17 protein-coding genes are annotated in these 24,655 nt (G+C 34.9%); 6 read left to right on the top strand and 11 right to left on the bottom strand.

The annotated features are described in order from the left end of the window. Position 1 precedes the first annotated feature (1 nt). On the top strand, positions 2-1,138 hold the full coding sequence (locus NAG76_12690) for an ABC transporter permease (GenBank protein URN96827.1): 1,137 nt from the start codon (positions 2-4) through the stop codon (positions 1,136-1,138). An 81-nt stretch (positions 1,139-1,219) separates the two neighbouring features. Here NAG76_12690 and NAG76_12685 read toward each other — a convergent pair whose 3' ends face one another. The 8 genes from NAG76_12685 to NAG76_12650 all read right to left on the bottom strand — a co-directional run bounded on the left by NAG76_12685 (position 1,220) and on the right by NAG76_12650 (position 15,619). Further along, a complete protein-coding gene (locus NAG76_12685) occupies positions 1,220-1,999 on the bottom strand; it encodes a formate/nitrite transporter family protein (protein ID URN92710.1) in 780 nt (259 codons plus the stop codon). A 54-nt stretch (positions 2,000-2,053) separates the two neighbouring features. Beyond that, positions 2,054-2,371: a nitrite reductase small subunit NirD gene (gene nirD, locus NAG76_12680; GenBank protein URN92709.1), complete on the bottom strand. Its 318-nt coding sequence runs from the start codon at positions 2,369-2,371 to the stop codon at positions 2,054-2,056. A gap of 2 nt (positions 2,372-2,373) precedes the next feature. After that, complete coding sequence (gene nirB / locus NAG76_12675; protein ID URN92708.1) at positions 2,374-4,779, bottom strand: nitrite reductase large subunit NirB; 2,406 nt, start codon at positions 4,777-4,779, stop codon at positions 2,374-2,376. A gap of 124 nt (positions 4,780-4,903) precedes the next feature. Next, positions 4,904-7,429, bottom strand: coding sequence for an AAA family ATPase (locus tag NAG76_12670; GenBank protein ID URN92707.1), 2,526 nt, complete (start codon positions 7,427-7,429; stop codon positions 4,904-4,906). An 897-nt stretch (positions 7,430-8,326) separates the two neighbouring features. Further along, the gene (locus NAG76_12665) at positions 8,327-10,396 is read right to left on the bottom strand and encodes an AIPR family protein (GenBank protein URN92706.1); all 2,070 of its coding nucleotides are present in this window, start codon (positions 10,394-10,396) and stop codon (positions 8,327-8,329) included. A 3-nt stretch (positions 10,397-10,399) separates the two neighbouring features. Continuing rightward, positions 10,400-11,296 (bottom strand): PD-(D/E)XK motif protein, encoded by an 897-nt coding sequence (locus tag NAG76_12660; protein URN92705.1) that lies wholly within the window; start codon positions 11,294-11,296, stop codon positions 10,400-10,402. Positions 11,297-11,310: 14 nt separating this feature from the next. Then, positions 11,311-14,157, bottom strand: coding sequence for a Z1 domain-containing protein (locus NAG76_12655; GenBank protein URN92704.1), 2,847 nt, complete (start codon positions 14,155-14,157; stop codon positions 11,311-11,313). Then, entirely contained in the window at positions 14,150-15,619 is a 1,470-nt protein-coding gene (locus tag NAG76_12650; GenBank protein URN92703.1) for an ATP-binding protein, read from the bottom strand. Before NAG76_12650 ends, NAG76_12655 begins: the two co-directional genes overlap by 8 nt. Positions 15,620-15,946: 327 nt before the next feature. Here NAG76_12650 and NAG76_12645 point away from each other — a divergent pair, with 327 nt between their 5' ends. The 4 genes from NAG76_12645 (at position 15,947) to NAG76_12630 (ending at position 19,599) form a co-directional block, all read left to right on the top strand. Beyond that, the gene (locus NAG76_12645) at positions 15,947-16,174 is read left to right on the top strand and encodes a single-stranded DNA-binding protein (GenBank protein ID URN92702.1); all 228 of its coding nucleotides are present in this window, start codon (positions 15,947-15,949) and stop codon (positions 16,172-16,174) included. Positions 16,175-16,196: 22 nt separating this feature from the next. Then, positions 16,197-17,255, top strand: a complete 1,059-nt coding sequence (locus tag NAG76_12640) for a DNA cytosine methyltransferase (protein URN92701.1) — start codon at positions 16,197-16,199, stop codon at positions 17,253-17,255. 13 nt (positions 17,256-17,268) lie between these two features. Next, entirely contained in the window at positions 17,269-18,477 is a 1,209-nt protein-coding gene (locus NAG76_12635; protein ID URN92700.1) for a DNA cytosine methyltransferase, read from the top strand. 78 nt (positions 18,478-18,555) lie between these two features. Then, a complete protein-coding gene (locus tag NAG76_12630) occupies positions 18,556-19,599 on the top strand; it encodes an HNH endonuclease (GenBank protein URN92699.1) in 1,044 nt (347 codons plus the stop codon). A 736-nt stretch (positions 19,600-20,335) separates the two neighbouring features. On the opposite strand, the gene NAG76_12625 is transcribed toward NAG76_12630, so the two are convergent. Continuing rightward, positions 20,336-22,024, bottom strand: coding sequence for a DNA cytosine methyltransferase (locus NAG76_12625; protein ID URN92698.1), 1,689 nt, complete (start codon positions 22,022-22,024; stop codon positions 20,336-20,338). Between the two features lie 334 nt (positions 22,025-22,358). After that, a complete protein-coding gene (locus tag NAG76_12620; protein URN92697.1) occupies positions 22,359-22,865 on the bottom strand; it encodes an RNA polymerase sigma factor in 507 nt (168 codons plus the stop codon). A gap of 169 nt (positions 22,866-23,034) precedes the next feature. Between NAG76_12620 and NAG76_12615 the strand changes: the two genes are divergently transcribed. Beyond that, a complete protein-coding gene (locus NAG76_12615; protein ID URN92696.1) occupies positions 23,035-23,568 on the top strand; it encodes an AAA family ATPase in 534 nt (177 codons plus the stop codon). A gap of 29 nt (positions 23,569-23,597) precedes the next feature. Here NAG76_12615 and NAG76_12610 read toward each other — a convergent pair whose 3' ends face one another. Next, positions 23,598-24,365, bottom strand: a complete 768-nt coding sequence (locus NAG76_12610) for a class I SAM-dependent methyltransferase (protein ID URN92695.1) — start codon at positions 24,363-24,365, stop codon at positions 23,598-23,600. Between the last annotated feature and the right edge of the window lie 290 nt (positions 24,366-24,655).

The raw sequence follows: 24,655 nt of genomic DNA, 5'->3' as shown, positions 1-24,655 counted from the left end.
AATGGCGCAATTATTCAAAGTTAGACTGAAACAACATTACATACGGATTTACAAAGTATTAGAAAGTATTTGTGATTGGTCTGTATGGCTCTATATCATTATCCCTGCCATCGTTATATTCATTGGATTTTATCGTGAGTGGTGGATGGAACTACCTCAGTGGGCAATAGACATTCCGTGGGATATTGTTTGCTTAATTAGCATCACATTTATCGTCTGCATAGTTCAAATCAAAATATTAGTAGAAGATGCTGATCAAGTCGTATTGATCCAAAAACCACGATGGCTATTGTCATTAAAGCGCTTTGGCTTAGCATATTCATGGTTCGTTCTTCAGCTTATTACTTTGATTGTACCATTAGTACTACTTCCTTTTCTGGTTCAAGTTAGCAAGTGGAATGCAGAGCATATATTAATGCTTGTAACCTACATTGCGATTAGCAGTATCATTCCACTGATCGTGAATCATCGCTTAACAATTGCAGCATCGTGGTGGAAGAAGTTATTACTACAACTGCTTATTTTCATAATAAATAGCTGCATCATATTCGTACCAATATTCCTTTATCTAGCACATATGTTGCCATACTGGATCGGCATTACTAGCTTTCTTATCATCGCCCTCATTCTGATTAGAAATTATGCAATGACCCCACTTAATTTTCAGCAGCATTTGACTATTGCAAATGAGAGTAAACTTATGTTCACACAGGCGATTCTAAGCCAATCAATGAATTTAACATCAACAAGTAAACGCAAAAAACCTATACTATTCAAAAATTCACAAAGGTTGTCTAGACGTAAGGACGTTGGAAGTATAATTGGAGAAATATTTATTAAATCTTTGATGAGAGACTTTAATCAATTGAAAGTTTGGTTAATGTTCCTTTCTGTAAGCTGCTTTGCAGTAACACAAGTGCCGGGATATGCACCACTGGCTATCATTATCTTTCTTGCCTATATTGCATTCAATCTCTTCAACCTTCAATGGGAACTATGGTGCAAACAAGATTTCGTATCTCTATATATGAAGCTTGTAGAGCAGCCATTAAAAGCTAGAAGTGCAGCACGCAATCCGCTGATAACTTTATTCATTCTTATATGGTTGATCGTAGCAACTTGTATGCAATTATTATAAGGGTTATTAACAGGTGAAAAACAAAAACACATGTGCTCCGCGGGATGGAGCTCATGTGTTTTTGTTCATTTGCAGTAGTATCTATATTTTTCGTACCGGTGAAATTCTCCAATAAGCCAAACCTACAAACAATATACCTCCGACCATATTTCCAAGAGTGACTGGTATCATATTATGCAGCCAGCCTACTAGATTAATTGCTTCAGGATGATTAGGCAGTAACATTGCAACGCTTAGAAGTGTCATATTGGCAACACTGTGCTCATATCCGCTACCAATAAAAGCTAGTAAGCACCACCATATCGCAAACATTTTTGCCCCTTCACTTTTCAAGCGCATACTCATCCAAATCGCCAAACAAACTAGCCAATTACAAAGTATTCCTCGGAAAAACAATTCACTAAATGGTGCTGTCATCTTTTTGCTAGCAGAGTTGAAAATCAAATGATCAGCAGGTGCAGCATCAAATAGTCCTGTTGCTTTTACAAGTAACGCAAGAATTACCGCTCCTAGTAAATTTCCGATAAATACAATAAGCCAATTGGACAAAGTATCCTTTATCGTTGTTTTCCCAGCTAAAGTACTAATCGTAAAAATCATATTGTTTCCAGTGAATAATTCTGCCCCAGCAATAATGACTAAAGTCAGCGCGATACCAAAGGTTGCTCCCATAATTAGCGACTGGTAAGGGGACCCCGCTTGTGCCAACGGTGCTCCAAGCGAAAAGATAAGAATAATTCCGATTCCTACATATGCTCCAGCAAGTAAGGTTGTAATAAAATATCCGAGTGGCTGCTGCTTCATATAATCACGCTTAACTGCGCCTGCCTCAGCAATAGTCTCAACGTTTTGTTTGTACAATTGAAGCCCTCCTTCACGAATGGTGCAAATAACCTATCTACTCAAATGTAATAACTACACGATGACGAATACTTGGCCATCCTCAACTAAAGTGTCATATGTTGCTACGCATCCATTATCGGGTTCTTGTACCTTCCCATCTAGCAAGGAAACCTTGAATTCATGAAGTGGACAGTACACAAACTCTCCAGAAACAATACCTTCAGCCAGTGGTCCATGCGTATGAGGACAAACTCCGCCTATTGCCTTAACACGATCATCTAGTAAGCGAAAAACTGCAATTCTATTGCCATCTATAACGATTTCACGACCAATTCGTTGCGGCATATCTTCGAAATGTGCTACAAATCTTTTCTCTTTGACTTGGGTCATTGTTAACCTCTCCCCACTGTATAGAGCTCTTTTTCCTTGTTTTCATTTACGCGAACAGCAGTCCATGGATCATTGCGTTTTCCAGCAACTGCCTCATCTAGTTCCTCTAGCAAAGATTTACACTGTACAGGGTCTAACAGGACAGATTTCACATGATCGAATCCAAGTCTTTCAATCCACGGTGCAGTACGTTCCGCATAGATTCCTGTCTTGCGATAGTATTGTAGCATCGCACCACATAGGTCAATAACTTCTTGCTCTGTCACAACGGTAGTTAGTAGCTGTGCCTCTTTTACTTCAGTTCCACCATTTCCTCCGATATAAATTTGGAAGCCATTCTCTAGGCCAATGACTCCAAAGTCTTTCACTCCACTCTCTACGCAACTACGTGGACAAGCAGAAACGCCCATTTTGAACTTATGCGGTGTGTCAATATACTCGAAACGCTCCTCCAACTTAATGCCGAGTCCCATGGAATCTTGTGTACCAAATCTACAGAAATTGGCACCTACACATGTTTTGACAGAGCGCACGGCTTTAGCATATGCGGAAGCAGATGTCATATCTAGTTCCTCCCAAATATCAGGAAGATCTTCTTTCTTCACTCCATATAAGCCAATACGCTGACTTCCTGTTATTTTAACAAGCGGTACTTGATACTTGTCAGCAACTTGTGCAATTTTCAGTAATTGCTGAGGCGTCGTTTTTCCGCCTCGCATTCTTGGAATAACAGAGAATCGACCATCATTTTGAATATTGCCATGCATACGTTCATTAACGAAGCGAGATTCTTTTTCATCAATATGTTCTTTGGGGAACGTAACATGTAAGTAGAAATTAATTGCTGGACGACACTTAGAGCATCCCTCAGCGTTACGGAAGTTGAGCTCCTGGAATACCTCTTTCGTTGTCGTTAACCCTTTTTGATGAATTTGCAGTACGATTTCATCTCTTGATAAATGAGTACAAGCACATATTCCAGTAGGTGCTGTTGTAACCTTATCTCCGATTACATGAGCCAACAGCTCGCCAATGTCTGATTTACATTTGCCACAAGAATTCCCTGCCTTAGTGCAACGTGAAACCTCCGCAACAGATGTTAAATTCTGAGTTGTAATGGCTTGAACAATTGTACCCTTCGTCACTCCATTACAGCCACATACTGTATCAGCATCATCCCATTCTGCAACACTCATGCTTGCCTCACCACCTGCTGAAGCTAGCAGCGTCACAGCATTAAGTGTCGTAATATCAACACCATCTCGTAGCATTTTGTAGTATCGGTTTTCCTCTGAAGTATCGCCATATAGAACGATTCCAACGACTTTATTGTTTTGTATAAATAACTTCTTGTAGCTGTTAGCTAAGCCATTATAAGCTTCTATTGATTTAATATCATCTTGCTCATGAATAATCCCTGCAGAGAATAGATCACAGCCTGATACTTTTAGAGAGGTAGAGACAGTGCTACCTCTATAACCCTCCGTTTCACCATCTGTCAAAACATCCGCCAGTACTTTACCCTGTTCATATAGAGGTGCAACAAGTCCATACACCATATGATTATGCTGGGCGCATTCACCTACAGCGTAGACACCCTCAGCACTCGTCGCCATAAAGTCATCGACAACAATTCCACGTTCAACATGAAGGCCAGCTTCTATGGCAATTCCCGTTACTGGTCTAATACCAACAGACATCACAACCAAATCTGCCTCAAGAATACTACCATCACTAAATGCTATTGCTTCTACTTTTGTTGTCCCTAGTATTCTAGCTGTTTTTTTCTCCATTAAAAATTTGATGCCTTGCTGTTCCAAATCCTTCTTCAGCAATTGACCTGCTTGCTCATTAAGCTGAGTTTCCATCAACCATTTTTCCAAATGAATGACTGTTACTTCCATACCTTGATCGATCAAACCTTTCGCTGCTTCAAGCCCTAACAATCCTCCGCCAATTACTACAGCTCGTTTGCAATTTTTTGCTTGCTCGATCATTTGAAGCGTATCATCAATGGTTCGGAAGCCAACTACTCCTTGAAGCTGTGCACCCTCAATCGGTAAAATAAAAGCTCTTGAACCTGTAGCAATAATACATTTGTCATACGCTATACATGTTCCACTTGCTGTTGTTACTTGTTTATTTTCTGTATCAAGGCGCACAGCAGGATCGTGGTGCACAAGGCGGATGCCATTATCTATATACCACTGCATCGGGTTAGTAATAATTTCATCAACCGTCATCTTTTTCTGTAAGACATTGGATAACATAATGCGATTGTAGTTCGTATATGGCTCTTCGCCAATAATTGTTACTTCATATTTTGTGGAGTTGCGTTCCAAGATTTCTTCAATCGTTCTTACGCCAGCCATACCATTGCCGATTAAAACCAATTTCTCAGTCCCCATAGCGATCCTCCTAATTGTGAAATAATTCACTTATATTGTGAAATGTTTCACCTTTTATAAGTTGATAATACCATCGATTAGAAAAAACGTATATTAGGGAAATCCCTAATATACGTTTTGAAATCTATTCCGCATCTTCCTTAACGATAAATTTCTCATTAAGACTTGTATTACGTTTTTGATTACGAAATGTAGCTATCGCATGGGCGATGGCATTAGATTGACCAATGACACAACTGAATTCTTTTGCTCTAGTGTATCCAGTATAGAATATACTATTGTCTAGCATATTGTAGTTTTCCATCATAACTACCATCAAGACGGCAGGCCATTGTGAGCCTTGAGACTTATGAATGGTCATAGCATAACAATGATCGAGTTCATCAAATTGGTTCATATACTTAACATATCCTTCTTCATACCGAACGACGATCACAAATTCTTCTTCATCATTTTGCTGATTGATCTTATATATTTCTTCGATAACTCCACATTCACCATTGGTTATGCCAACTAATTTACTATTTTCCTCATAGTTATTAGAACCAGATTTTGTATACCATTTCATCTGATAGTTGTTAGCGATATGAATAACTTTATCATCTGGCTTGAAATACAACGGTATCTCTTCTACCTCGTCACTGCCACTTACTTGTTTTGCTATCCTTCTATTTTCAACCTTCAACGTTTCCTCACTTGCATTAAAAGCTTGTTGAATCATCCAGTTCATCACATATGTCCCTACCTCGCCTTTACGCTGCGGGCATAATACCTGGATATCTTCTAATGATAGATCTCTAGTTTGCAGTAATCTACTAATGGAACGGATAATCGTATCTTGTACTCGCTCAGCTTCATGTTGGTAGATAACGTAGGCATCTAATGTTTCTGCACTTGTATCAATCATCTCACCTTGAATGATTTTGTTAGCATTAATAATTATTCCTGAATCCTCTGCTTGACGCTTAACTACATCCAGAGTAATGACAGGGATCATATCGCTACTAATGAGATCATGAAGCACGTTCCCCGCTCCCACACTCGGTAATTGCTTCGTATCTCCCATAAAGATCACTTTACAATGAGGTGGAATGGCGCTGAATAGATGCTTTGCTAGTACGATATCGAGCATAGAGCTTTCATCTAACACTAAACAATCAATATCAAGTGGTTGCTTCTCATTATGCTCAAATCCACCATCTGGTTTATATTTGAGACCCCGATGAATCGTCGTACATTCTCGCCCAGTCGCCTTAGCTGCTACTTTTGATGCCTTTCCAGTAGGCGCAAACACCTTTACTTTGAATGGCATATTCATCTTCTCATATTGCTTTTCGATTAAGGAGAGAATGACTTTAAGCGTAAACGTTTTACCACAACCAGCACTACCATTCAAAATGTACATGCCGCCAGTTTGTTCCGTAAAATGGTTAACCGCTTCTGCCTGCTTAGATTCCAGATGTAACTGATTAGCTAGAAGATAGGTTTGTATATCGTCTTCTACCCCGTCAAAATTGATCGTTGGATGAAGCATTATCCTTAATATTTTGGCTGCAACGATCAGTTCAGATTGATACACTTCTGGCAAGTAAATTCGCCCATCAGACTCGACAAGCTTCATTCGATCAATTAATCGTTGCACATGTTGATTAATCTGATCTATCTCAAATGACAACACAGGGAATCGATGTTCCAGCTTCATCAGGCGGTATCCACCAGCTTTATAGCTCGCATAATGTGCAGCAACCTCATTATAATTAAGTTCATACGATAATGAGCTTAACTTATAAATGATATTAACTTGCCCATCATATTGCTTAAGAAGTTGCTCCATCTCTAATGCTGTAAGTCGAATATCTAACGTAACTTTTACTCGTTGTAAAAGTTCATCCCGTATTAAGTAGCAATGACCTTCTTGCGATGCTTCTCTAAGTACATAACGTATCGCTGCCAGCATACGGCTGTTACCTTTAAGATCGAATCCTAGCTCTCTCGCGATCTGATCACATTTGCGAAATCCAAAGCCCTTGACTAAGCGAATGAGAATATAAGGATTTTTTTGAATAACTTGATCTACCTCATGCCCCAGCTCCTTGATCAGCTTCTTCGCTTGATTAAGTGTCATGCCCCAGTTCATCAACTTAGCTAGTAAATCATAGTCACCATCTAGCACTTTAATTTGCTTGCTCCAGCTCTCTACCTGTTTCTGTCCTATACCAGAAACCTCGTTGGCAATGCGCTCTGGATTGTTCACCAAAATATCAATGATCTCTACTCCATAGGTTTCATATAGAAGTAGTGCACGCTTCTGCAATCCTTTGAGACTTTGTAGAAAAACAATAATCCCTTCAGGAGTTGTTGGCTTTTCAATTTTAATAGAATGGATCTTTATTTGCTTACTATTTTTATATAAGATAACATTACCTTCGATAAGATAAGACTGTCCTTCTTGTAAAGCAAAAGGGATATCGCCTGAGATGGTAAATGTCTTTTTCTTCTCTTCGATGCACATATAGGCTCCATAGTTTGTTTCTTCATCGAAGAAAACTTCACCGCCTATCGTTACCTTGCGCTTAATTTTCTGATTATCTTCCAACTCTTCAAGCCATGCAGGAAGCGATTGTTTCTTTGGTCTCGCAGACCATGACATTAGGTTCACCTTCTTTAACTTATACTACCTTGTAAATTATCGGGTAATTTGTGGGGGATGTCTAGGGGGAGTTGTATTTTGGGGAGGTGATTCGTACGAAGACCGCTTAGACCGAAATAATAAAATCATTTGATCGGTATTATACTAGAGTTTTTCTCTACTTAGTCGAATGCACTGCCGTATACACAGAAGGTCTTTCAATAATTCTTTGAATTATTGAAAGACCTTCTTGTGAGTGTTTTGCTGTAGTTTATAGTTAAATGATTAACTGCTTGCGGAAGATACTCTAATTGTCAGTATAGCAGGGTTTAACCCTCTTTATTTCCCCTTCCCTTATTAGAATCAAAGTTGTTTTTCCGACTTTGATTCTAATAAGGTGTTTAAACTCAGTAAATCAAATATATTTGGTTAATTCTTTTATTTTCTTACCGTCAATATTACCGACCCAATATGTGCTGAATGTATGTCACTGTACTTTTGAGAAGTTGTGGGGGAATTTATCCTTTTTGTATCCCATGATTAGTTAATATTGTAAGTAGCAGGTACAACCCAAATGATATTTAATTTGTTTTTTGAGATTCAATTTTTTTTCATGTACTAGAACATCTAAATTTAACCCCTCATGAAACACTCTAGCTTATGGGATTTATTAGGTATTATTTCGACCTCTTAATTACGAACATCATGGCCATTTCTAAATCAATTAGATTTTTAAGCCATACGAAACTACTATAGCTAACTGGTAATAATATCGTAGTAAATGTTTAGAACAAATCTTTGTGAGAGTTCACGAGATAAATAATCTTCTCTGCACAATACAACGTGGTCTCATTTACGCTAAGACGAATTCATCTCATATAATATATAAAAGGATGACTTATCTATCACCAATTTTCCTTACTTAGGAAAACTTTCCATTCTGGCTTTTTCAAGTAGCTGCAAAATTTTTGCCGCTTGTCTATCTGACGGTACTTTACCTTCATCAATTCCCATTGCTAGTTTCATGAAACTAACGTCTTGAATATTCCAAATTTTTTCTTGGTCACCCCAATTGTAAACTTCCTTCCAAAAAGCAGAACCATATTCATAAACTTGAAGTAAACCATTCATTTCATTAGCTTTTTTTTGCTCCTTAATAGCACTGTATTCTTGTGTGATTACGTATTTTTTGTTAATCAACTGAGCAATAAATTCTTCTTCATACTCAAAATCTATCTCTTTTGCCATCGTCCAAGATGTTTCACGTTTCGCCCATTCAGTAACATTTTCTACTGTTCGATCCTCACGAGTCAAGTGTTGATACATTATATATGAAACTTTTTGAATTTGTTTCGTCCAACCAAGAGTTAAATCTTGATCTTTCCAAATTTGTTGAAAATCAATTGTTGATTCAGAAAAGTCCGTTTCGACTCTGTGAATAATTACTGATAGTGTATAAGCAACAATATTTGCTTTATAGCTATCATACCAATCTTGATTTCGTACGATATTATCTGCTTTTTTGAACAGGATGCTTAATGCAATTACTTTGCGATAGAATTCATCGTTTACAAAGTCAGAATTCTTATCCCACTGTTTAATCATCCACTCACTGAACTTGTTAAAACTCATTTGAGCTCCAGCACTTGCGATATGTGGTTTTTGAAGAAATATGTTATAGTATTTTGCTAGATCAACCTTTTTAAACAGTTGACTCTTAGGATATCGCGACTCAAAATTCTTTTTAAAGGAATCTGTTGATTTATAAGTTTCTTGTCTGTATTGACCATTCGCACGTTCATAATACCAAAATTTACCAAATTGATTCCCTCCCACCGCTGGCGCATGAATCCTTCTTGAAAGCTCTTCAACTTTTCTATGGAATGGATGGTTAGATGCTAGGTCAGCGTCACTTACTTTATTCTGGCTGTTAGCAAACCTTGAAATATTTGGTATTAATTCTTCTGCTGATTTTTGAGAAACAACCGAGATTTTCATTGGAACGAAAATCCTCTTTATCTGATTATGAGAATTCAAACTTTTATCATTTTCCCATGCATTTGCAAGAGAAGCAGTTGTTTGTCCACCATTTACGATCTGTAATGATTTAAATCCTGTAATAACTTTCCCATCTGCTCTTTCCGAGATATCAACTGCTTCTGCGGTTGCAGCAATACCATTGTTATATGCAAAGAACATTTCAGGACTATTTAAAATAGTATTCCTAATTCCTTTATTAACTTTCCCTTTTGTTTGTAAGAACGAACGAACATTTCCTTCTAGCAATCTTGACTGATATTTATTATACATTTTAGCCAATAACTCTCCCGGAATATTACAGAGATACGCTTGGTAATCATCAGTTTTGGAAGTTGGAAGTACCTGAATCCCCTCAGCTTGAAAATCCTCCCAAAGATCAATAACTAATGGTTCTTTACCATTTTCAGATTCATCGATTAATTTCATTCGGGAAATATCATAAATTGAGTAATTTACTCGGACGTTATTTTCAAGTGTTCTATCAATGATATTAATTGTATTTGATTTCATATAATCTGTTAGTACGATTATTTCTAAAACATTAATCTCAATTTTCTTGTTTAAGATATCATAAGCCAAACCATAACCTTCTGAGCTCTCTTCCGCTTCTGAAATAATTTTATCCGCATCAAAATAAAAATATTTAGCCCGTTTAAATAATGAATCGGCATCATTCAAAGTTAATGTCTTATCTTCATAGTATGCCAATGAAGGTATGATAAAGAGTGTTAATTTATTATCTAACTCGTTGTAAACATATCCATCAATCTGAATTGATCGGTTGCGACTTCCTTTACCTTTAAACTGAAGATAGTGGAAATCCTCTATAATTTCAGACTGTTCAAGCTTCTCACAATATATTTGAAAAAATGATTCTCGATCCGACATGTTTTCAGTTGCAACTTTTGCCTTTAATTCATGTACTAATTCTACTCTATAAGAATCCATTGGTTATACATCACCTTTATATTGTATTAATCCAGGCAAAAAAAGATCATACTCAATATTCGTTATTACCTCACCAAATTCAATATTTGTTATTTGAGGAAATGTTCCATTAACTTCATAGAACACAATTTCGTGAAACTCCAAATTTATCTCCTTATACTTTTCATCAGGAACAAAATCTAGATTAGCTAATTTTCTATCAAACTCCGCTTGCAAACTCTTGGTTGCAATTAAGCTACTAATTTTTTGATATAATTCTAAAATGTTAGTTGATTTTGAATTTGCTAAACTGCTTTTTTCATAGGATACAACAGTCAAATATCCAGTACTGTTTGAAACTAGTTGCGACATATTATTTATATGAATTGTATCCTTATGTAAAGACTTCGTCTTTACCTCAAACCAAGTATTATGTACATTAAAATCCTTATTAGCCCCTAATGGACCACACCAAGAATTTATACTATCGTTTACTCCATATTTATTTATCATGAATGTACTAATAAAATATAATTCACCTGCTAAGCCTACTAATTTACTAAAATCAAGACTTGACGTAATACCTTGTTCAAAAAGTGTTTGCCATTCCACAAAGCGTTGGATAAACATCCTTTCAGCAACTATAGTAATATTTGAGTTACTAACAGTATCAACTAAGTCAAAAACAAGCTTATTAAAAACTCCAAGGTACCGTTGTTCAGCAATCGAAACTGTCAATGCCCACAAGCCGTCCTGCCTTTTATTATAATAATAGATTAGATACTTGCTACTAATATTAAAATTTGGCTTTTTAGACAGCTTAACAAATATACTCGTCCTACCTTCATTGTCCAATCCTAGATATATCCCGAAGTTCTCTGTCTTAGGTATTCGCTTATATTTATTTTCTTCGACATTCATGTTCAAACTCCTCACTAATCATCTAATAGATCAACATCATCTTCGTCATATCCCTCGTCCCAATCGAACTGATTAGAGCTACCTTCTATAAGCTCCATTTGATAAACCTTGTTCACCACATACTCGTAGGTTACGGATTGTATCCCTTGAATGTCGGGGATACCTATACTTATCCCCGTAATTAATTGATCGTCCAATGAATTAACATATCTATCTACTTCAGAATCTACACCTTTTGAGCTCAATAACTGTACAGGATAAATAACTATAAGTGGGTTACGTGGAATTCCTGTATTGAAATACATATTTTGAGTAGGAGCTTTTTGACCACCTCTCCTGTTTTTTTGGCCATTCAAAAGATTATCCACACTATTTTCAATTAACTCCTTTTCCTCTTTCATGAGGCCTCCCAAAGCGTAAACTGTGGATCCTAATCTTTTCTTTGATTTAGATATTCTGACGTAGCCCCCAGTTCCGAAGAAATCAAACGAACGAGTAATTGGATAAATAGTAATTTCTCCAAACATTTTTGATTCTTCATCCTTTTTAGATAGATTAGTAGCTACTACAACGTCCCATTTATCAAAGATTTTTGATGTACTCTTCTTAATTTCATTTACAAGGATACTGTCTTTTGAAAATTCATTCATGTATGGATATTCTATATACGTCAGCAAATCAATAATTGCTTCTTTCGGAACATCTTTAAACGTTGGTTTCTGAATACCAATTTTTAATGCATCCTCATAAAAATATTTTTTATTATTGACTAACCAGCGCTCAATAACATCGTTATTCGCCTCTATTTCTTCTTTCTTCGAGGGTAGAATCGCTGTCTCAATCATTCGACCATTCAATTGACGTACAAGTTTTATTTGTTCAGAGTGCCTCAACTTATTTTTTGCAGTTACAATTAATGGAGTATCTTCAGCAGAACGTACACGTAGTCCAAATTCTATTGGACGTTTATTTTCTCTTGACATCCGTTTAATTTCATGACGTAATTCTTCAGTTGCTTCGGCAATATGCTCATACCATCCAGCAGACTCACATGATGTCCAAAGTCTGCACAAATCGGAATATCCATCGCGATAACCGAACCATCTTCCCATTTGCATTAACGTGTCATACATTTTTGTATTTCGGTAGAAATAACTTATTGTTAACCCTTCAAGGGTAAGTCCACGCGCAAGGCTTAAGCCACCAATTGCAATTAAGCGCAGTCCTTCTTCATACTCGTCATAATTCATTCTTTGAGATGCTGATCCACTATTTACCGTATGAACTTGGATTGGACTAATGGCCTTATAAAGAACTTGTTTTACGTCAGCCCATTGTTCATTAATCCCCATTTTATTAAAGGACTCATCTCCGTAAATAGCGTTTCGTTCTTGACCATACTCCTTTTCAAAAAGAGCGTGTAATTCTTTAACGAAAGGTTCTTCGGTTTCAGAAAGCGCATAGTTTTTAATCTGTTCTTTTGCGAGGTTGAAATAATTCTTTACCTGCTCTTGAACAACTTTTTGAACGCTAATAAATCTCGATACATGAATTAGCATAGAACGATGCTTCTTTTCTTGACCACGCAAATCTCGAATAGCATTTGCGAGTAAGAACAACTTTATAGATGTCTTAAGAGATTCCGGAAGTGTTGAGATTGTAGTACCATTTTTGTGTTTCAACTCCAAGATATTTTCCATGTCATCATTGTAGCGAATCATGTAATGATACTGTCCAGTCTCACTATACATTTCCAATGGACCAATATAGTTTGAAGGTTGCTCTAGTAAGTAAATAAAATCTTTTGGAAACAGATCGTCATGTGTTTCATCCTCTAACTGAGGATCAATAAAAATGTTAGCAAATGGAGTAGCTGTAAAACCCACGTAGCTATATTTTCTAAACAATTTCAACATATTACGAATTTCTTTATTAATTGCTGTCGGATCTTTATCGGGATCGTTAGTATTTACTGATGCGTTGTCGGCCTCATCATCAATTAATAACATTGGAAAATCGATCATACCTGTTGATTGGTCTGCATTCTTTTCCTTTAGCCAATAATGAAGTTTCTCTAAAATTGACTTATTCTTCTTTATTACAAAAATTACTGGGTCCGCTACAGATGACAGTCTCATGTTTAGTCCTTTAAGGTCAAAATCCTTCTCGGTAGTAGTGAATGATGCCACATTTATTTTATTGTCGTATTTCCCAGCGCCAAGATAAGCGTTTCTCTTATTCAATTTCTTAATTTCGTACAAATTACGACTGTGCATTCCTACAAAACCTTCATCTATACGTCCTTGTGTTTGTTTTCGTAATTTCTCGATTGTACCAGTCAACAAAATAATTACTTTGTATCCACTATCAGCTGCTTTATTTATTAACGCCGTATAATTCGAAGTTTTCCCAGATTGAACAGAACCAATAATTAGCCCCTTACGTTGAAAACCTGTTTCTGATAGCGGATCACCAAGAACATCCATAATATCTTCAGAAGCTTCATCAATCTTGTTGATCACTATTTGTGGCAAGTTCACATCATTTACAAGATATCGACTATATCTATCCCAATATGCAGTTCCTCGATCAGCTTTAGAATTGTAATACCATTTCTTATAATTATCTTCTTTAAGAAGAGTCCCGGTATCCATAGTTATAGCGTATCTTTCTTCTAAATTTACTATAGCAGCATCAATATCCATTTGACTTATATGTATTCCACCGAATTTCATTTGAGCTATTGGAATAATAGACAGTACAGTTTGCTTAATTTGTTCCTCTGTAATTTCTTCTAAATTGTCTTTTGGCAACATAATACTCGCAAGATCTTCTATTGTTACAACGATTTCATTACTCATTATATTCAAACTCCTTTTCCAACATCCGAATAACTTCAGGGTACTTCTGAAACATATCAATTAAAGCCAAATTTTTTAAATACTTAATTTGCTCATCCTTATTTCTAGCTAATCCGTCAATTGTATTTTTGGCTAATTCGTAAACTTGTTGAACTTCAAGTATTTTATCCTCAAACTGTTCGTCTTGGGCTAGGTCGTAATAGACAGCTGAATACGGAAAGCTATCTTCAATACTCTTAACAAAACCGTCCAAAAGTTTAAACTGCTCATCATTTAAAGATTCTTGCAGTACTTTAAAAATTGGTATGTCACGATTTACCAAGTATTGCATTTTTTCGCGATTTTCGATTTTGTTCCAAATGTGTTGGTAACTATCTTGAAAAACTTTTCTTCCTCGATATCTATAAACTCGTTCACTTCTTCCAACCACACGAAGAACAATTTGTTTGAGTTGTTCTTTAATCATACTAGGTATTTGAGCAGAAGATTTTTTCACATCTATTTTCCAATGATTATCAATATTGTTTGGAAGATCAATACGCACTTTCGCAAGACGTTTAAGCTCCCCGTCACTTAATAAGCGGTACCATTTCCCCCAAACAATTAGTCGATTATTTCGATAAATATATAACCCCTGTTTTAAATTCAATTCTCTATATTCATTTAGTAATTGTCTCTCTTTTATAGATAACTTACTAACAAATGGAGTTATAAATGGAGTTATTTTTACCGGTATCTTATCTATAAATAAAGTTTCTTCTTCAAGTTGCTGAGTAGCCCGATTAGACAACATATATGGATCAATTGGTTCAACTTTTCTATTATTGAAAAAAAGTTCAAAATATTGTTTCGATAATTTATTATCTAAGAATCTATGAAAAACAAGTGACATGTGTTTATCTGCGAAATTCAACTTTTCATTGAACTCTCTATCAAATTCATTAGGAGATTCAGAAATTCTATCTATTTTTTCCCACAGCACCACTGTTCCTGAAACATAGCTTTCTAAATCAGATGTAAATCTAAGATTAGCTATTTGTTCTTCTGTATATCTTATCAAAGACCAATTTTGTGTTTTGTGAATATAGTCTAAATCCCAACATACAGCTGAAAGTTTTCCTAGTTGTTTTGAGATTACGGTCAGTTTCCTACATTGCGACATAGAAGCCATTTTCAAACCTAAGCCGAATCGTCCTAAATCAGTTTCTCCTCGTTCAACTAAAGAACTGTTACTTCCATACCGCATTGCTTTTTCAAGTTCAATATTTCCCATTCCAATTCCGTTATCAATTACTGCGACATAGGGAATGTCGGAATTTGAAAACTTTACGTCCACCCGCTTTGCAAAATTACTGATTGAATTGTCAATAATATCTGCCATTGCAGTTTCAAAAGAGTATCCAATTGAACGTGTCGACTCTACTAAATTTGGCGCAAAAGGAATTAATATTAAATCATCCATTACATTACCATCCCGTTTATTATCATTTTAATCTATCATTAAAAAGTATATTTTATTAAATTGAATAAGCTAAGACCTGTAAGTCTTAACTTATTCTCTAGTATACTATGAATCAGTAAAATATTGGAATAGATAATTATGTACAGTCCTTCCTAATAAAAATACACTGTACATATGAAAACATATATTATCTTCGTAAAAAAATAAAAGCCCACTCCTAATAAGAACAAATATTCGCTTTCTACTATTTACAATTTACTATTTTCTAAATAAAATATAATATAAGCTTATGTTTATGCTTATCTTTATTGTTATGGAGGAATAATATTGGATTGTTTAAAAAAAGCTATTCAGGAAGTTCCTAACCTTCAAATAGGTGAAGAATTTTTAATTAAAGATTTATTTAAAGGATACGAGTGGAATCGACTCGCTATTGGTGAGCGGCGTATATTAGGTTCATTATTTATTAACGAAGTAAAGAATGGTCGTTTAAAAGATATTGTGAATGTTGCAAAAAAAAGTAGTGCTAATCAGCAAATATATATTAAATTGTAAGAGAAAAATTGGAGTTGAATTTATGAAAAAACAAAAACCAACAGTCATTGACATGTTCTGTGGTTGTGGAGGTCTATCTCGAGGTTTCATGGATGCTGGCTTTGAAGTACTGCTTGGTGTCGATAACAATGATGATGCATTAATCAGCTTTAAAGCAAATCATGATAATGCAGTTGCAATGGACGGGGATTTATTCCAAAGTTCCACGATTTTACAAATGGCTAGTTTGACCGAAGGTAAACAAATTGATTTGATTATTGGGGGTCCTCCTTGCCAAGGCTTCTCTTTGACTGGGAAACGCGCAGAAGATGATAAACGAAACACTCTATTTCAGGCTATGGTAAATGCAGTTGCATTCTTCCAACCTAAGGCATTTGTTTTAGAAAATGTCCCCGGACTCGCTACTTTATATAATGGCAAAGCTCGTGAAGCTATTATAAAAGAATTTAGCGATTTGGGTTATACAGTAAATGATCAAATTCTATATGCACCTGATTATGGCGTACCTCAAATTCGAAAGCGATTGTTTTTCGTCGGTCTTTTAAGTGAAGAAAAATTCGAGTTTCCTAAACCTATTTTAAGTCCTGATAAATATATTACATGTGGAGATGCTATCAGTGATTTACACGACTTTACAATTAACCTTGGAACAGAAGTAAGCGATTATCATTTTCCTCCAAAAAGTCAATACCAAAAAAAGATGCGCAAAAATTCTACTCAATTGTTTAATCATGTTGGTACAAAGCATTCTGATCTTGTTATTGATGTAATCTCGCAAGTTCCCGAAGGAGGAAACCATAAAGATTTACCTTCTGGTGTAGGCGATAGTCGTAAATTTAATGAGGCGTGGACACGTTATCATCGTAATAAACCTTCAAAGACAATTGATACTGGGCATCGAAATCACTTTCATTATGAGTTTAATCGTGTACCTACTGTACGTGAAAATGCTAGGTTACAATCGTTTTCCGATGACTTCCGATTTTCCGGAAATAAAACTCAACAATATAGACAGGTTGGAAATGCTGTGCCTCCTTTATTAGGCTATCACCTAGGTACCAAATTGAAAGACTATTTATAAAGGAGATACAATAATGAATTTTATTGATATTTTTGCAGGCTGTGGTGGTTTTTCAGAAGGTTTTAAACAAAATCATAATTATAATATGCTAGCAGCTGTAGAATGGGAAAAACCTCAAGTTGAGAATCTTAGAAATCACTTGAAAAATAACTATAATATGATTGACTCAGATGAACGTGTCATTCGCTTTGATATTCAACGTACTGAAGAATTAATTAGTGGTTGGGAAAATGATGAAGAATACGATTCTCATGTTGGACTAGACGCCATAATAGGCGGTTCAAACGTAGATTTAATTATTGGTGGCCCCCCTTGCCAAGCATATTCAGTTGCAGGACGTATACGAGATGAAAATGGCATGCGAAACGACTATAGAAATTTCTTGTTTGAAAGTTACATGCAATTGGTTAGACATTACAAACCTAATTTGTTTGTTTTTGAAAATGTTCCAGGTATTCTTAGTGCTAAACCTGATGGAGAAACCTTGGTAACAGATTTAATTAGAAATGAAATTAAAAACTCGGGTTACGAAATTGTAGATGATTTAAAAACATATGCTCAATTTGATTTATCTGAATATGGTGTACCTCAAAAAAGAAAACGAGTCATAATAGTCGGAGTAAGAAATGGTTTTATAAATAACATTCAGCACGCTTTACAGCAATTTTATCTCGATACTTTGCCAAAATATCGTGAAAACATAAGAACAGTTCGAGATGCAATTGGTGACTTGCCTCCTATTATACCAGCTGAATTAGATTATATTAGAGACGGGAGAAAGTATTCTCATATTTTTGATATTAATATATCTAACCATGTCCCCCGTCTTCACAACAGAAGAGATATTAATATTTTTAATATTTTGTGTGAAGATATCGAAAGTGGTAAATATCAGTATATTACAAGTCATGCTTTAATGGAATTATATACCCGATTGACTGGACGCAATTCAAATATTCATAAGTATCATGTACTACGTTGGAATCAGCCAAGCAATACAATCCCCGCACATCTTTATAAAGATGGTTTAAGACATATTCATCCAGATTCATCACAATCTAGAAGTATAACTGTCCGAGAAGCAGCTCGTCTACAAACTTTCCCAAATCATTATAATTTTATCTCAAGTATGGGAGCTAACTATAAAATGATAGGGAATGCTGTTCCTCCTTTATTTGCTCAAAAGCTTGCATCTGCACTATTAGAATTTATAAATAATTAACCAAAAACTACCTCTACCATTCCATAATAGAGGTAGTTTTTGGTATAATAAATTTTAAGTTTACATTGGGGGTATTTTATGACTTATTTAATTAAACGATTACAGCATCAAGAACTTGGTAGTGTTAATGGTCCCAATGATAATCCTTCTAGAGGGCGATATCTATTTATGTCCAAAAACTCAGATTTTTTATCATTTCTTCCATTCCTTTCACAAACAATTTTAAACGACTACAGAATACTTACTTTAATCCCTTTGTATAGAGAACGTTTTGAACGAAATTACTGCACATTCGTTTATAATAACGATAGATACCATGAGGGTGGCAATGGTGGGCAACCAAGGGATGAATACCGACTCTATTCGAATCGCTTCCTAGAAGGTAATGAATGGTTATTCCGAAGAGACGATATTATTGTTTTAAAGCCTCAGACAATACAACTAAATGATAACGGAGAAACAGTTGATGAAACTGTCTATTTTGCATATTTGGAAAATGATCATACTAGCCATTTATACAATCGATTAAGTAATGAAATAGATTATTCCTCAATTAGAGGAAATTACGCAGTATTACATGAAGATATTGAAATTATAGAAGACAGAATTTTAGAAATAATGCAGACTAGACCTGATTACATTAATGGAAATGAAGTTAATGAACTAGGTCTGATACAAGTATCAAATGATATCGTAACTCGTAACAATATTAGTCAAACTAATATTGATTCGTTATTTTCAAATCAAGTAATGTTCCGAGATTTTGTTTCTGTCGGATATGAAAACTTATGTGCCATAACCAGACAAGTAATCAATTGTGGCACCTTTAATAACTTACAAGCTGCTCATATTTACCCTCGTAGTCATGGAGGTAGTTTTAACCCTAATAACGGGATTCTAATGAATAGAGATTTACATTGGGCATTTGATACGGGATGCTTTACAATAAATGATAATTATACTATTCGAGTTCATCCAAATGTAGGGAGTGAAATGCTACAGGACTTAAATGGTCAAAGAATTTTTGTTCCTGTACAGGAATTTTTCAGTCCTTCGATTAATAGTTTGCATTATCACCAACAAAATATATTTGGAGGTTTTTTAGATAGAGGGAGAATATGATTTCTTTATTAATATAATATGAAAAATATTATGAATAACACTTCTTTTCGAAAAATCCACTCAACTGTACAATGAACTGCTTGAAAACAAGATTATCACAGAAATGTCACATGAACATGATGAGTAGTTATCTACAGAAGAAATGAATGAAATTGCTTAGAATCTGGGGGAAATGGTAGAAGATATTACGCCATTCATTTCGCAATTTGAGGATGTCATGGAGCGTAAGTAGCTACGACGTCAAACACGAAAGAAAATGGTAAATTGTTTTTTTACGTTTTACTACACGCAACGATCGTTCTGGGTTTAAACGTGAGTGTAAGCTCTATAAATGTGAATGTTACACAAGGTTCTCTTTTCGCTCAAGCTGCACGAAGGCACAAAAGGGTACAAACCGTACGCTCATGGTAACTGAAACATAGGAACAACAAAAAGCATATGTGAGAGCAATGCTTTCAGAAGAAAAAACAAGCAAAATCTATCGTCAACGTAAAATTGATGTAGAGCCCGTTATGCCTTCTTAAAGGCTAGTTTAAGTTTCACTCACTTTACGTTACGAGGAAAATCTAAAGCGGAACATGACATCGGTCTATCTTTAATGGCTTTAAACTTACAAACATATGCAGTAATAACGTAAGTTTTCAACGCTTAATAAGAATAATATATGAAAAATGATGAAATCGATAAAGATTTCATCATTTTTCGTTTCTTAGAAGCTAGTTTTGTCAAAGCCTCTTTATATTAAGTGTTTCATTTTAAATATATCACTTAACTTTAGACTTACATTAATCCCTAAATAATATAATATTTTTTCTGCTATAGCTCTTCCTAGAATTGGTGGAACAGCATTTCCTATTTGTTGATATTGAGAATCTTTTGAACCAACAAAAACAAAATCATCAGGAAATGTTTGTAACCGAGCCACTTCTCGAATACTAATTGCTCTATCTTTACTCGGATGAATCCACATTGATTTTCGAGCATTAATGACAGTATTAGAGGGTCTATCATATCTCAGTCTGAAATACACTGAATTTTGAGTTCTATCTGGATCTGCATAAGATAATTTATAAGATTCTTCTAAGTCATGAAAGTTTTGTCCTTGTTGTAAAGCTTTAAACCTTGATAATGCAGTATCTGTAGTATTCGTCATCATATGATTTCTAACTGTTTTAGTATCACTACTCAGATACCGTAACAATAAATTCTCATTAACATATTTTGTTTTAGAAATAGCTCGTTCCGCTTCAATCGATGTAAAAGGTGTTATATGTTCTAAATCATATATAGCATCCCTGACAGTAAAATATTGATTTTCTTTAAAAATAGGAGTTGGTAAGACTACAGGGCTATCTCCGATAATATTCATCTTTACACCTATTAGTACAAGTCGTTCTCGCATCTGAGGTGCACCAAAACTAGCTGCATTAAGAATATACTCACTATTAATTCTATACCCTAAATAATTGAACTTTGCCAACAAATAATCCATCACGTTATAAGATTTCACATCAATAATTAGATAACTATCTTTAATGCTTATTGCAGATACTTCTATGCCATTATTAAGAATTTCATTCATACGCATCATTATTTTTTCAATTTCAACAATTTCTTTAATTTTATCAATTATTTTCAAAAGAGTTTCATCACTACGATCACTCTGATTCAGCAAATCGCCAAGTTCCAACCACTGTTTTTTAAACGTTATAGACCAATACTTGTTGTGCATTGCCTCCCAATTATTAATACTTCGAGTTAGTATTCGCTCGTTTCTTTTAATATACTCTTTTGCTTCATTTGGTTTTTTATCTATTTGAGTTAATTTGGAATACAATAATTTATCATTGATTATGTAATCTCTTAATGACTCAACTTCCAGATTTTCAAGCAAGAATCCCATAATTTCGAATGTTCCAAGCGAGTTATTACCTAAAATTAATTTTTCTGAAAATAGATCTAATTTTAAAATTTCTACAATTTCTTTATGTTCTTGTTTAGAATAAAAGAACTTATGTTTTTTTGATTGCATGGCTTTCACATTTTCCATTACAAATGAACTAGGATTAAGTTCCTCTATCGCACGTACGTATTCTTTTACTAATTGATTGTTCATTGAGATTAAATTTGTTTTTTGGCGATTAGCATTAGAAAAACCTTGGCATGGAGGTCCTCCAAATACAATATCAATTTTAGGATAGCTAGCAAGTATTTCTTGTCTAAAATTCAAATTTCGAATATCCGAATATAATTTAATTTTATTATCTGTATTAAACGTTTTATGATTATGTTGATAAGTTTTCTTAGCAGACTCATTATTTTCCACAGAAGCAACGACATCTATGAGACCGGTTTGCATAAAACCAAGACTCATACCGCCAGCTCCAGAAAATAAATCTACTGCTTTTAATTTTTTTTCACTCATTATTTACGCCCCTCAAATGCGAACAATTGTTCCTTATACTAGCAACTTATCACTATTCAATAAGATTTTCAAGCAATTTATATAAGATATTAAGATATCACAAAATTTTATTTCTAGCTATATAAACATAGTTGATTCATTATATCTGATCAATCATAGACCACAAATATGTATGAATTGGAGAACTTCTCAAAAAGCTATTATGGAAGAGATGTCGCATTTGGATTAACAATCAATCTAATACTATTCTTATATAAAGTAACTGCTCCTTCAATAAGAAAAAGACTGGTTACTAATCGAAATAACATTGATCAGTAACCAATCTTTAGAGTTACTAAATAATTAATAAATTACTGAATTCTTTAGTATTAGATCTGCGACAACCATTACAAAACTTATATACTAATAAACCGCAACCAGTTGATTCAAGTACTTTAAGTATGACGATTGCTCGATACTTGGGCTTAAGTTGATTAAGTAGCTTAAAGATCTCTTCATTGATTTCTTCTTCCTGACGCGTTTCGATTATTGGTTGCTCAATTGTCATCTTATGCAGTAAGGCGAACATCCGCTTGTCCTTCTTCAACTTATTGAGACATAATCGGTGAGCTATCGTCATCAACCACCCAATAAAGTTCCCTTCATCTTTATATTGGTGCAAATGCTGAAAGGCGTTAATAAAAGTTTCCTGCACAATATCCTCGCCATCCTGACGACTAGTCAACATCGGATAACAGTATCGAAATACTTTTTGTTGACTCATCTTCACTAGTTCTGAAAAGGCTTGATGATCTCCATGCTGTGCTTTACTAACAAGATGTTCGATCTGTTCACTAGTCAATTGTTCCCCCCCTTTCTTGTATACCTACTAAAGTAACAATTGAAGTCTCGCAAATGTGACACTTTATTTCATTACGATCTAAATTTCATTTTTTTTGAAATCATCAATAGAAATTTGATACAATGAATAACTCGATAGTATGTTATTAAGACAATGGAGGTCAGTTCGAGTGAAAATACAAATCATCGGTGCCTCGGGCACCGGCAAAAGCACCTTAGCGAAATTCATTAGTGAACAAGAGAATATTAAGTGGATAGATACCGATTATTATCTGTGGAAAGACAATTCCTTTACAGTTAATAACCCGATAGAATTACGTAGAAGTATGTATGAAGAGGACATAGAAACTAATAGTAGCTACATCGTTTCTGGATCTGTTTTTTCGTGGTGTCCTGAAGGTTTTGTCGATCGTGATCTACTAGTATTCCTTTCCCTTGATGAGAGGGATCGTTTGGAACGATTACGCACAAGAGAAATAAAGCGAAACGGCTCGAATGCTATGTGGCTTGATGAAAATGGTTTATATACGAATGATTTTTTAGAATGGTGTAAAACATACTGGACGGAAGAAGATCAAAGTATCGGTGGTACTTTTGCAGAACAATTGTACCAGATGGAGCTATCCAAAAGTACTTTTATCAAGTTAGATAGCTCGCAACCTGTTGAACAATTGTACAAGGAGATAATGAATAAAATGCAATGAGTAAGTTTTTATAGATGAATAACAAGGAGTTATTGTTTAACCGCCATAACTCTTATCCGTTTATAATCTGCATACCAAGATCCATTTTGAAATAACTCAGCTCTAGCTTTGTTAGCTACTTTGGCAAATATAATGTTTTTCTCCTCTTCTTCAAAATCTGCGAAATAGTTATCTGCAAATGAGGTTAACCAATCAGTCAATCCATTCTCGCCATCTTCTAGTTTGGTTGGTCGATCAAAATGGATCGCATACGTTACCCGAAAACCCTGTTTTTCAAGCAAAGTACTATACTCGCCTATCGTTGGAAAGTACCAAGGATTATATTTTGTAGCATCTTTTCCGTACTCTTCTGTAAAAACTTCATTAATCGACTTAATAATTGTTACAACATTACCATATCCGCCGAATTCTGCAACAAATCTTCCTCTATCGGATAACGCATCCCATACACAAGCAAGCACTTTCTCGGGATTTTTCATCCAATGTAGAGCAGCGTTAGAAAAGACAGCATCGAAGGATTGTTTAACTGTGAAATCTTCACCGTTTTCAATTTCAAAATTAATATGAGGATACTTTTCGCGAGCTTTCTCAATCATCTCTTTGGAGTAATCCATACCAATTACATTTACTCCATAATTAGCAATAATAGAAGCCAAATCTCCCGTTCCACAACCTAGATCAAGAATATTTTCACCCTCCTGAGGGTTAAGAATTTCAACTACGCCCTTACCATATTCAGAAATAAAGCTTAATCTTTTGTCATATAAGTCCGACTTCCACACTTGATTCGAATCCATAACATACCAGCTCCTTATAATTAATAATGTACAGCTGTTTTTAAAGCATCCTTACCACTAAGGTTTATAGCTAACGAATCGTTTGTTTATTAATTACATTTTGTTACAATTCGATCCGCAAGTAAAATATATAATACCTATCTTATTTATAGTTATAAACTATAAATGATCTAACGTTAATAGGATGAATAACTAAAAGATCATAATAAGACAAAACCATTATACAAATAATAGAACAGTAACAGTCCCCCTATATTAGACACTTAAAAAGTGAATTTAATAGGGGGACC

It is taken from the genome of Candidatus Pristimantibacillus lignocellulolyticus, assembly GCA_023639215.1.
Taxonomy (GTDB): Bacteria; Bacillota; Bacilli; order Paenibacillales; family Paenibacillaceae; genus Pristimantibacillus; species Pristimantibacillus lignocellulolyticus.
This window is presented reverse-complemented; position numbering and strand designations above follow the sequence as displayed.